The organism is Streptomyces sp. NPDC029466 (assembly GCF_055574515.1).
In genome coordinates this window covers 1-10960 of sequence record NZ_JBVHZH010000091.1, presented here as the reverse complement: position 1 = coordinate 10960, position 10960 = coordinate 1, and the positions used below count along the sequence as shown (strand labels likewise).

The 10960-nt window shown below is 72.3% G+C and carries 9 protein-coding genes; 4 read left to right on the top strand and 5 right to left on the bottom strand.

Annotation, left to right across the window (positions count from 1 at the left end):
* Together ACZ4XD_RS36540 and ACZ4XD_RS36535 are read right to left on the bottom strand one after the other, a co-directional pair.
* The coding region (locus ACZ4XD_RS36540; RefSeq protein ID WP_468049764.1) for an NADH-ubiquinone oxidoreductase-F iron-sulfur binding region domain-containing protein at positions 1-1408 on the bottom strand (1408 nt) is incomplete at its 3' end.
* Entirely contained in the window at positions 1405-2157 is a 753-nt protein-coding gene (locus tag ACZ4XD_RS36535; protein ID WP_468049762.1) for a hypothetical protein, read from the bottom strand. The genes ACZ4XD_RS36535 and ACZ4XD_RS36540, both read right to left, overlap by 4 nt.
* Before the next feature lie 578 nt (positions 2158-2735).
* Between ACZ4XD_RS36535 and ACZ4XD_RS36530 the strand changes: the two genes are divergently transcribed.
* A complete protein-coding gene (locus ACZ4XD_RS36530) occupies positions 2736-3536 on the top strand; it encodes a PucR family transcriptional regulator (protein ID WP_018091333.1) in 801 nt (266 codons plus the stop codon).
* Positions 3537-3756: 220 nt separating this feature from the next.
* On the opposite strand, the gene ACZ4XD_RS36525 is transcribed toward ACZ4XD_RS36530, so the two are convergent.
* The 3 genes from ACZ4XD_RS36525 to ACZ4XD_RS36515 form a co-directional block, all read right to left on the bottom strand.
* Complete coding sequence (locus ACZ4XD_RS36525; RefSeq protein WP_468049766.1) at positions 3757-5217, bottom strand: DUF1996 domain-containing protein; 1461 nt, start codon at positions 5215-5217, stop codon at positions 3757-3759.
* 218 nt (positions 5218-5435) lie between these two features.
* Positions 5436-6083, bottom strand: a complete 648-nt coding sequence (locus ACZ4XD_RS36520; RefSeq protein ID WP_468049760.1) for a DUF4142 domain-containing protein — start codon at positions 6081-6083, stop codon at positions 5436-5438.
* Positions 6084-6295: 212 nt separating this feature from the next.
* The gene (locus ACZ4XD_RS36515) at positions 6296-8194 is read right to left on the bottom strand and encodes an AMP-dependent synthetase/ligase (RefSeq protein ID WP_468049758.1); all 1899 of its coding nucleotides are present in this window, start codon (positions 8192-8194) and stop codon (positions 6296-6298) included.
* Positions 8195-8359: 165 nt separating this feature from the next.
* On the opposite strand from ACZ4XD_RS36515, the gene ACZ4XD_RS36510 reads away from it, so the two are divergent.
* The 3 genes from ACZ4XD_RS36510 (at position 8360) to ACZ4XD_RS36500 (ending at position 10826) form a co-directional block, all read left to right on the top strand.
* Positions 8360-8665 (top strand): DUF6412 domain-containing protein, encoded by a 306-nt coding sequence (locus ACZ4XD_RS36510; RefSeq protein WP_042155101.1) that lies wholly within the window; start codon positions 8360-8362, stop codon positions 8663-8665.
* A gap of 98 nt (positions 8666-8763) precedes the next feature.
* Complete coding sequence (locus ACZ4XD_RS36505) at positions 8764-9831, top strand: YidC/Oxa1 family membrane protein insertase (RefSeq protein ID WP_468049755.1); 1068 nt, start codon at positions 8764-8766, stop codon at positions 9829-9831.
* Between the two features lie 137 nt (positions 9832-9968).
* On the top strand, positions 9969-10826 hold the full coding sequence (locus ACZ4XD_RS36500; protein ID WP_468049753.1) for a fumarylacetoacetate hydrolase family protein: 858 nt from the start codon (positions 9969-9971) through the stop codon (positions 10824-10826).
* The last annotated feature ends 134 nt before the right edge of the window (positions 10827-10960 follow it).

Sequence of the window (10960 nt, the reverse complement as noted above, 5' to 3'; positions counted from 1 at the left end):
CCACGCCCCCTCCCCCCCCCCCCCGCCCCCCGCCCCCCCCCCCCCCCCCCCCCCCCCCTCCCCCCCCCCCCCCCCCCCCCCCCCCCGGGGCGGGTGCGGGGGCGGTGACCGCCAGCGGCGGGTTCCCGGTGACGGGCAGCGCACCGGTCACCGGGCGGCCGCAGCCGAATCCCTTCGCATGCCGCTCGAACTCCTCGGGGAAGGACCGCAGGGCCGAGGCGACGAAGCGTGAGGTGCCGTCCGGGTGGCTGCAGGCGCCGCGTTTCTCCACGGCCCGCATCCGGGTCTGCACGGCTTCCAGGGCGGCCTCCCCGCCGCCCCGTACGGCGCGGTCGAGCTGGTCGGCGAGCGCGGGCAGGCCGAGCACGCAGGGGCCGCACTGGCCGGCCGACTCGGCGGCCATCCACTGGGCGACGCGGACCGTCTCACCCGCCGGACAGGTGTCGTACGGGATCGGCAGCACCGCGCCGGCGCCGAGCACCGCGTTGTACTCGGCCAGCGACTCCTTCGACAGGTTCGCGGTCAGCGCGTCGGCCGGCGACACGAACGTGCCGTGGTAGCCGCCGATCAGCACGCCCTGCCCCTGGTCCATGCCGCACAGTGCCAGGACCCGGGCCAGCGAGACCCCGTAGGGGACCTCCACCACCATGTTGCCGGCGACCGTCAGCAGCAGGGTGCCGGGCTCGGTGGGCAGGCCCGCGGTGCGGTAGCCGAGCGCGCCGAGGCGGGCGGCCACGGCGAGCTGGGCGTAGGTCTCGGTGTTCGACAGCAGGGTCGGCACCCCGTTCAGACCGCGCTCGCTGGAGCGGATCTTGCGGCCGGAGGGCAGCCCGGGGCCGCCGCCCAGCCCGTTCGTCATGGCGGAGCCCTCGCCGGTGACGAACCGTTCGGTGAGCAGGGTGACCCGTAACGTCGGCCGGACCGGGCCGCGTTCGTCGATGGCCCGCTGCACGGAGCTCAGCACATCCGTACGGGTCACCCCCAGGGCGACCTCCTGCGCGCCGAGCGCGTCGGCGGCCAGCAGCGCGCCGTCGAGCACCAGATGCGGGGCGTGCAGCAGCAGCGCGGTGTCCTTGAGGCAACTGGGCTCGCCCTCGCTGCCGTTGACGACCACCGCGCCCTTGCCGTCCGCGCGCTTCATCCCGTCGATGACGGCGGTCAGCTTGCGGGCGAAGGGGAAGCCCGCGCCGCCGCGGCCGCGCAGATCGATGTCCTCGGCCAGTGCCACCAGCTCCTGAGGGGTGAGCTGGGGGAGACTGCCGTGCCGGGACAGGTGGGCCACCCGGTCCATGCGGGGTATCTCGTCGAGGCCGGCCAGCAGCCGCGGCGGCCCGAAGGACGCCAGCGTCGGTACGGGCTCCGCTTCGGCGAGAGCCGGCAGCAGTTGGGTGGGGGCGGGGGCGGTCATGGGAGTTCTCCTGTGTTCCTGCGTGCGTCGCGCAGCCGCAGGGCGAGTCGTACGGCCACCGCCGTGAGGCAGATGGCATATCCGGCGACGGCCCAGCCGGCCGCCGCGCGCCCGGACTTGAGGCCGTGCACCAGGGCCAGACCCCAGGCGAGGTAGGCGCACATGTGCAGCGCCCGCCACCAGCGGGCTCCGGACAGGCCGGTGAAGGCGCCGCGTACCGCGCCGGTCACCGCGACGGCGATGAACGTGTAGGCGGCGAGGGTGCCGAGGCCGATGAGGCCGGGCCGGGCGCCGTCGGTGAAGGGCACCGCGGCGGCCGTGGCGCCGGTGTGGCCCTCGGCGATCTTCACCCAGATGTGCAGGCCGAGGAAGCCGAGTCCGGCGACCGCGGTGCCGCGGTGGACGGCCTGGGCGAGCAGCCGGTGCCCGGAGTGCAGCACCATGCGGTCGGTGGCGGCCAGGCCCCACAGCACGGTGACCGACAGCGAGACCAGCGCGAGGACTCCGGCGCCGAAGTCCAGGAAGCGCATGAGGGTGTCCGCCGCCCCGGAGTGCAGGGTGACGGCGAGGAAGAGCAGCAGCGAGGCCGGAAGCGCCGGACGGAGTACGGCGGTTCCGGCGAAACCGCCTCCGGGGGCCCGCCGGTCCGGCGGGCCGGGTTCGTTCGGAGGGCGCCGGGGGCGGGGCACTGAAGGCGAGGGCCGGGCACGGTGTGCGGCGCGGCGGCTCTGCAAACGCGGTGCGGACATCGGACCTCCCGGTGTCGGGGCACGGGTGCGGGATGCGAATTTCTATGAAATCTCCCGGGGGCGTAATTTGCCCGGGGCTTTTGTTCGGGTGACCCCCGGTAACACTAAACATTCTGTAACCGGCTGGATACGCAGGGCCGTAATCCGGATGTGCAAAAGCATCTCCGAACGCGTTCAGGCTTTCGTAAGGTTTATCGCGCTGTGACAAATTCCTGCACTGGCATCGCGGTCGCGCGGGGGGACTCCGGATGATGCCGACTCAGGCGCACGGGGGGGCGCCAATCCCCTGTACCAGCCGCATCCCCGCCAGGATCGAGGTAGCGATGTGTGATCTCCTGAACCGCATCTGGTCGCGTCCCCGCGGCGAGTGGAACCGGGTAGTGAGAAATGAACTCCCGGATCTCGCCGAGAAGTTGGTCGCGGAGTTGCAACGCGGATTTCCCGCATTGTCCGCACTTCTCGGGGATACTCCCGTAGAAGACGCACATTGGGCGCTTGAACAGGCCTTGCTGACAGTTCTGGGGTACCAAAAAGAGTCGGAAAGTAAACCTCCGGCAGTACCCTCAGTTGTCACACCGATGCCGGTGGCCCGGGCCCGCCAGGACCTGTTCGACGTGCTCGCCGGCCAACGCGAGGTGCCCGAGGAGGGGTTGCACGAGCTCGCCCGCGCCGCGGGCTGGCCGGTGCCCGACACCCTCCAGGCCGTCGTACTCGCCACCCCCGCCGAGGCGCCCCAACTCGCCGCGGCGCTGGGGCATGCCCTCATCGGCAATGTCGAGGGCTACACCTGTCTGTTCGTCCCCGACCCGGCCACCCAGACCCGGGCCCGCCTGGAGGCGGCGCTCAAGGGCCGCCCGGCGGCGGTCGGACACGTGGTGCCGGCCACCGACACGGCGTCCTCGCTGCGGTGGGCCCGGTATCTGCTGACGCTGGCCCCGAGCCGGGTCGGCCCGGAGTCGCGGCCCGCGTTCGTCGACGACCATCTGTCGGCGCTGCTGCTGCTCCAGGACGAGTCGCTGGCGGACGCGCTGACGTCCCGCTGGCTCGGCCCCCTGGAGGAGCTGACGCCCCGGCAGAGCGAACGGCTCGAAGTCACGCTGCTGGCGTGGCTGGAGGGCGGCGGTGCCCCCGAAGCGGCCAAGCTGCTGCATGTGCACCCGCAGACGGTCCGGTACCGCCTGCGCCAGATCGAGAAGCTCTTCGGGCCGGTGCTGCGTGATCCGCGTACCCGCTTCGAGCTGGAGATGGCGCTGCGCAGCCGGCGTCTGATGGCCCATGTCCGCAGCTACCGCGCCCGGGCCGGCCGCCGCGCCCGCGCCGTCGCGTCCTCCATACGTCCCCTCGGCATGGCCCGTGAGGCCCGCGTCAACGGCCTTTGAGGGACCGACGGATGAACCACCGCGCCCCTTGAGCTGACCGCCGGCCGGTCCGACGGCGTACCGCCGGCACCACGCCGGCCCCTCGGCGCAGCACAGTGGCCCCGCCCCGGGAATCCGGGACGGGGCCACTGCGTTGTCGGATCCAGGGGGCCCAGCGGCCCCTTAGGGGACGTCTCCCCTAAGGGGCCGCCGGGCCGTAGCCCTCAGGGCCGCCGGCCCGTCAGGTGCATTCCTGACCGTTGTTGATGCAGTCGACCGCCTTGCTCATCAGGTTGTCCGGCATCACGTTGATGAAGTCACCGTGGTCGGTCACCGGTTTGTGCAGCTGTTCGGGGAAGCTGTCCACCGCGAAGCTCTGGCCCTGCGGGACGTCGTAGGTGATCCGCTGGACGAGCTGCGGGACCGCCTGGAAGCCCTGCGGGCAGTTGCCGTTCTGGTCGGAGAACGCCATGTGGTCGCGGTGGTTGCCGCTGTCGATGTCGCGGCCGTTCCAGCAGTTCTGGAAGGCGAAGGTGCGCACGACCTGCGAGCCCTCGGGGCACAGCGGGTACTTGTCCTTCAGCTGCCGGTCCTCGAAACCGGTGCAGCTCCAGGAGGCGTTGGCGTTCTTGGTGCCGTTGGTGAACGCCTTGGCGTCGCCGGTGATGATCTTCAGGAAGCGCGGCATCGCCTGGACCTCGCCGGACTGGCTGCCCCGGAAGGTCAGGGTCACCGTCGCCGGCGTCAGCGTCGTGCCGACGTTGGCGTCCTGCGCGGCACCCGGCTTCTGCTCCGCGTTGCCGTCCAGCTTGCGCAGCACCGGCCAGTAGTGGGTGGACTGGTCGCCGTTCTGGCAGGTGGTGTCGGAGGCGGCGAGCTTGTTGTCGTTGGCGAAGGCGTCGGTGGCCTTGTTGCCGACGTAGTCGTGGGTGTGGTGGGCGCCGTTGCTGACGCCCGGCGTCACGATGACGTTGTCGGAGTTGAAGTGGCCGTCCTCATTGCGGCCGCACTCGGTGGTGAAGGTGCCGGTCGAGGCGTTGTCTCCCTGGGGGGCGGCGAACGGCGGGGCGTCCGCGTTCGGCTGGACGTTGTTGATGTCGACGAAGTCGTCGGGGGACGGGCCGCCGGGCTGGCCCTGCTGCTGCCCGCCGTCCTGCGCCTGGCCCGGGTCCTGGCCCTGCACCTGACCGGGGTCCTGGGTCTGGCCCTGGGTGTCCCCCTGCGTCTGGTTCTGCGGGGTCTGGCCCTGATACCAGCCGTCCTGCACGGACTTCGTGGAGTCATTGCCGCCGGCGCCCGCGCCCTCGGTGACCGGCTTCATGGTGCAGCCGCTCATCTTGAGCAGGTAGCCGGGCCGTTTCGCGTCCTTGGAGATCGCGGTGACCATCATCTTGATGGTCTTCGCCCGCTGCGTCTTCAGCCCGTTGAGGACGCTGTCGCCGCTGCCGCCCATCATCTTGTGGTACGCGTCGTGCACCTGCTTGTCGAGCGCCGACAGCCCCTTGGAGACCGGGAGCTTGGCGCTACGGGGTACCTGGCGCAGCCGCTCGCCCACATCGGGGCAGGAGAGGGTGAAGGCGCTCGCGGTGTGCTGCGCGTGGCCGGCCATCGCGTCCGGGGTGCTGTTGCCGGCCAGCGCCGTGGTGGCGTAGGCGGCCAGGCCACCGCCGCCCAGCAGCAGGGCGGTGGCGCCGATCAGCATTCTGTTCGTCAAACGCGAGCGTTTATGGGCTTGTTGCCGTTGCCTCATGAGATCACTTCGCTTCGTCCGATGTGAGGGGTGTGTCGGTTGGTGCGGGTGTCGTTTCTTCCGGGTCGCGGGTGGTGGTGGGCGCGGGGCGTCCCCCGCGGTGGGCGGGGGCGTCCGCCGCCCATCGGGCCGCCGTCCGCGCCGCCGTGACATGGCCGGGGCTCCGTGGCCTAGCTGCTGTGCAGCGTGTCGAAGTCGACGCCACCGGTCTTCTCCAGCGCCGTGATGTGGCTCAGGACGACGTCGTTGGCCCGGTTCGCCAGGGAGCGCACCATCGAGTTCTTGGTCTGGTCGCGGACCAGGGCCACCAGGCCGAAGACCTTGCCGTGGGCGCGGCGCAGCAGCTCGGCGAACGTCGGGGCGAAGTCGTCGCCCTGGGCGGCGTTCATCTGCGCCAGCCAGCCCTGCTGATCGGCGTTGGGCTGGTTGGGCAGGGAGATGCCCAGCGCCCGCCCGGCCTCGATCGACCGCCGGTCCAGCTCGGTGTGCCCGGCGACGAGAATGGCGCCCGCGCTGCGGACCGCCGCGGTCTGCCCGCGTTCCTGCGCCTGGCGGCCCGCGGGCAGTTCCCACAGGCCGGCCAGTCTGACCTTGCGCACGAAGTCCCGGTCCATGGCGGTCAGCGGACCGTAGCGGGTGTTCACCGTGCCGCCGCCGTCGTCGTCGTAGGTGACGGTGTTGGTCGCCGCGGACGCGGTCTCACCGAAGAGCTGGACGGGCAGCAGCAGCGCCGCGAGCGTGGCCACGAGTGCGGCCACGACCAGTCCGGTGGCGATGGTCCGCCCGGATGTTGCGGAATTGCTGAGGATGGACCGCACACGGCCTCCCGGTTCGTCACTACTGGAATGCCACCGGACGTTAAGTGCCGTGACGGGCCCGCGGTCGCGGGTCCTCACCCCTGGACAAATAACGGCCGGGCCCGCCGCGGCACTGCTACGGTGCCGCGGGCGGGCCCGGCCGGATACGGGTGACGTGCGCCGGCTGCCGTATGCCCGGCCGGGCCCGTCCAGAGATGGCCTGCCCTGCGCTCTCAGCGCGCGTACAGGCCCGCCGCCGCCCATCTGCGCCGCTCCTGGCGGGTCTCGGGCTCCTCCCGCTGTCCCTGGGCGTAGAGGGCGTCGATCTCGGCCGCGTACCGCCGTACGATCGCCGCCCGCCGCAGCTTCAGCGAGGGCGTCACCAGCCCGGCCTCCTGGCTGAACTCGCCCGGCAGCACCCGGAACGCGCGGATCGACTCGGCCCGGGACACCGAGGCGTTCGCCCGTGCCACCGCGCGCCGCACCTCCGCCTGGAGCTGCTCCTCGGGCGTCGGCGCCGCGCTGTCGCCGCCCGGCTCCTCGCGCAGGTGGTGCCAGTGCTCCAGGGCCTCCGGGTCCAGTGTGATCAGCGCAGTCACATACGGCCGGTTGTCGCCGACCACCACGCACTGCGAGATCAGCGGATGGGCGCAGAGCCGCTGTTCCAGCCCCTGCGGGGCCACGCTCTTGCCGTTGCTGGTGATGATGATGTCCTTCTTGCGGCCGGTGATGACGAGATAGCCCTCCTCGTCCAGGTGCCCCAGGTCGCCGGTCGCCAGCCAGCCGTCGTAGAGCCCGCTGCTCGGGGAGTCCTCCTCGTCGAGGTAGCCGGCGAAGACCACCGCGCCGCGCACCCACACCTCGCCGTCCAGCGCCAGATGCACCGCGCTGCCCGGCAGCGGCATGCCCACCGTCCCGAAGCGCACCCGGCCGGGCGGCTGTACGGTGATCGCGCCGCTGGTCTCCGTCAGGCCGTAGCCGTCGTAGACGGTGATCCCGGCGCCGGCGAAGAGCAGTCCCAGCTCCCGCAACAGCGGTGAGCCGCCGGAGACCGCGGTGCGCACCCGGCCGCCCAGCAGCTCCCGGATGCGGGAGTACACCAGCCGGTCGTAGAGCGCGTGCCGGGCCCGCAGGAAGGTGTCGGGGCCGCGCCCGGTGCCCTGCGCCTCCGCCGCGAGGGCCTCCGCGTAGCGCACCGCCACCGTCATCGCCGCGTCGAACGTCCGCCGCCGGCCCGCCTGTTCCGCGGCCTGCCGGGCGCGGGCGCAGATCTTCTCGAAGACGTACGGCACCGCGAACAGGAACGTCGGACGGAACGAGGCGAGCGCCGGCAGCAGTTCGTCCGAGGTGACATCGGGCTGATGGGCGAGCTTCACCCCGCCGCGCAGACACGCCACCTGCACCATCAGCCCGTAGATGTGCGCGAACGGCAGGAAGGCCAGCAGCGAGGGGCGTTCACCGGGCGCGGCCAGCAGCCCGCCCCAGCCCGCGTAGAGGGTGTCGCACCCCGCGGCGAGATTGGCGTGGGTGATCACGCAGCCGCGCGGGCGGCCGGTGGTCCCCGACGTGTACACGATCGCCGCGATGTCGCCCGGACTGACCGCGTGCCGCAGCCGGTGCACATCGGCCTCGGCCAGCCGGGTGCCCTCCTCCGTCAGCCGCCGGACGCAGTCCAGGTCCAGTTGCCACAGCCGGCGCAGCATGGCCCGGGTGCCGCAAGCCTCCGCCACGGTCATCGCCTGTGCCTCGTTCTCCACGACGATCGCGGTGACCTTCGCCCCGGCGAGGATGCAGCGCAGCTGCTCGGCCGAGGCGGTCGGATAGACCGGGACGAGCTGCCCGCCGATCGCCCACAGCGCATAACTGAACAAGGTCCACTCGTAGCGCGTACGGGACATCAGCGCGACCCGGGTACCGGGCCGTATCCCGTCCGCCAGCAGCCCCCTGGCCAGGGCCATGACCTCGTCACGGAATTCCGCCGCCGACACCTCCTGCCAGTCGCCGGGTGTGTGGTCGTCACGGCGGGCGAGCTGAGCGAAATCCGGCTGGTGGGCGGCGGTGTCGAAGACGGAGTCGGCAAGACCGCCGCTCCGTAGTGGAGCCGCCAGGGCCGGGACGCTGATGTCGCGCACAGCACCTCCTAGGTGTTCCCCCTTGATTTCCCCCTGCTCCCCGCCGCCCCCGACGGCAGAGAGGGCGCAAGCTACCGGCCGGTCTCCCGGCTGCCCAGAGTTGTGGCTACTCTTGAGCGGAAGACGACAAGTTGTGACGACCGGACAACCTGAGGGGGGCGCTGGATGTACCGCATCGTCGATGCCTGGCGCCTGCACACCTCAGCGCTCCTGTTCGTCCTGGCCGGCTTCCTGCTCACCCAGACCGGTCTGACCACGGCCCTGACCGCCGCCGCGACCACCACCGCGCTGCTGCTCCTGTGCCGCGCCTTCCTGATCGCGGCCTGCGCGCGACCGGTGCCACCGGGCCGGATCCGTACGGCCATCCGCGACCGCGAGCGGCGTACGGCCTTCCTGCCCCAACGCGATCCCGACGCGGCCGGCCGCCCGCGTCCCCGGGCACCGGGCCGTCCCCTCCCGACGGCCGCGTAGGCGCACCGGTCCGGTCCCCGTACCGCTCTTCCGCGTCCGCGCGGCTCGTCACGCCGAATCCACATCCCGGCACGACGAGACCCGTGGAGGGCTCACCCATGTCCATGTTCGGCTTCCTCGGCGAGGCGCTGGCGCACGGCGCCCAGGCGATCGCCCCGCTCTTCGGCACCGCGGCCATGGCCGCCGCCATCGTTCTGTTCACCCTGGGGGTCCGCGCCGCGCTGCACCCCCTGGCCCGCGCCGCGGCCCGCGGCGAGAAGGCCCGTACGGCGCTCGCCCCGCAGCTCGCCGAACTACAGCGCAAGCACAAGGGAAACCCCGAGCGGCTCCAGAAGGCGATGGCCGACCTCTACGCCGAGACCGGCTCCTCGCCCGTCGCCGGCTGCCTGCCGACCCTGCTGCAACTGCCCGTCTTCTTCGTGATGTACCACCTGTTCTCGACCGGCGGCGGCGACCTCCTCGATCACACGCTGCTGGGCGCGCCGCTCGGCGGCCACTGGACCGAGGCGCTCGCCCACGGCGGGGTATTCGGGCCGCAGGGGCTGGTCTACCTGGGTCTCTTCGTGCTGGTCGGCGCGGTCGCCACCTGGAACTTCCGGCGGGCCCGCGCCACGATGGCCAAGTCCCCGCAGCCGGCCGCGGGCAATGCCGCGATGCCCGGAATGGCCTCCATGGCCAAGGTGATGCCGCTGCTGTCCTTCGCCACGCTGATCACGGTGGCGGTGGTGCCGCTGGCCGCCGGGCTCTACATGGTGACGACGACGACCTGGACGGCGTGCGAGCGGGCGCTGCTGCACCGGGAGCGCGGGCGCGGCACGGCGGAGGCGGGCGCGGCGGCCGCGGCGGGTGCCCCGGGGAAGGGGAAGGCGGCTGCGGTGAAGGGCAAGACGGCCCCCGCCGCGGGGCAGTCGTCCACGGGAGCGGCAGCGGCACCGGGGTCCGCCGCGGCTGACGGGGCGTCGGACGAGGGCGCCCCGCGGCAGCGCGTAGGGCAGCAGCGGGCCAACCGGCGCACCCCGAAGAGCCGCGCGGCCCGGCAGCGGGCGGCCCGCGCCCGGGCCAACTCGCAGGCCAGGGGCTCCGGGACCGGCTCCCGCCCGGCCGGCGAGGCGGCGCCGAGGTCCGGCTCCACGGCACCCGGGCACATCGCCACTACCTCTCAGTAACGGTCCAGTCCGTGAACGGGGTCTTGCGGACCGGACCCCGTTCTTGGACGATCAGCCAAATCGCTCGATGGCCGTCCCCCATCGGCCGGCCCGGAAGATCCCTTCCGGGCCGACCTACGACCACGGGAGTGGAACCGATGAAGCTGCTGCGTGTCGGAACGGTGGGGACGGAACGCCCGGCGCTGTTCGACGATTCCGGGACTCTGCGGGACCTGTCGGGCCTGGTCCCGGACATCGACGGAGCGCTCCTCGCCGACGAGGGAGAACTGGCGCGGATCCGCACCGCCGCCGCCTCCGGGGAGCTGCCGCGCCTCGACGCGGCCGGGCTGCGCACCGGCCCGCCGGTGGCCCGGATCGGCAAGATCGTGTGCATCGGGCTCAACTACCACGACCACGCCCGGGAGACGGGCGCCGCGACCCCCGCCGAGCCGATCCTCTTCATGAAGGCCCCGGACACCGTCGTCGGCCCCGACGACACCGTGCTGGTCCCGCGGGACAGCCGGAAGACCGACTGGGAAGTGGAGCTGGCCGTCGTCATCGGCCGCACCGCCCGCTACCTGGAGACGGACGCCCAGGCGCTGGCCGCGGTGGCCGGCTATGCGGTGGCGCACGACGTCTCCGAACGCGCCTTCCAGATCGAGCGCGGCGGCCAGTGGGACAAGGGCAAGAACTGCGAGACGTTCAACCCGCTGGGCCCCTGGCTGGTCACCGCCGACGAGGTGCCCGACCCGCAGAACCTCGGCCTGCGGCTATGGGTCAACGGCGAGCTGAAACAGGACGGCACCACCGCCGAGCAGATCTTTTCGGTGGCCGAAGTGGTCCGCTACGTCAGCCGGTTCATGACCCTCCACCCGGGCGACGTCATCAACACCGGCACCCCGGCCGGCGTCGCCATGGGCCACCCGGAGCCCAAACCGTATCTGCGGGCCGGCGATGTCGTGGAGCTGGAGATCGACGGCTTGGGGCGGCAGCGGCAAACGCTCCGCGGTGCGTAGGTTTTTCCCACGTTTTCGGCTTTCCCGCCGTGGGGGTTGCTCGCCGTTGCGCCTGCGGCGGGCGGGGTTGTTGTTGGGTGCGGTGACGGTCCTCCGGGGCCTGTGTTGTGGACTGCTTCGCTTTACGTCCACAA

Excerpts from the sequence above, each read along its gene's own strand:
- ACZ4XD_RS36535 (WP_468049762.1), bottom strand. The coding sequence starts at position 2,157 with ATGTCCGCACCGCGTTTGCAGAGCCGCCGCGCCGCACACCGTGCCCGG.
- ACZ4XD_RS36500 (WP_468049753.1), top strand. The coding sequence starts at position 9,969 with ATGAAGCTGCTGCGTGTCGGAACGGTGGGGACGGAACGCCCGGCGCTG.
- ACZ4XD_RS36525 (WP_468049766.1), bottom strand. The coding sequence starts at position 5,217 with ATGCTGATCGGCGCCACCGCCCTGCTGCTGGGCGGCGGTGGCCTGGCC.
- ACZ4XD_RS36530 (WP_018091333.1), top strand. The coding sequence starts at position 2,736 with ATGCCGGTGGCCCGGGCCCGCCAGGACCTGTTCGACGTGCTCGCCGGC.
- ACZ4XD_RS36505 (WP_468049755.1), top strand. The coding sequence starts at position 8,764 with ATGTCCATGTTCGGCTTCCTCGGCGAGGCGCTGGCGCACGGCGCCCAG.
- ACZ4XD_RS36510 (WP_042155101.1), top strand. The coding sequence starts at position 8,360 with ATGTACCGCATCGTCGATGCCTGGCGCCTGCACACCTCAGCGCTCCTG.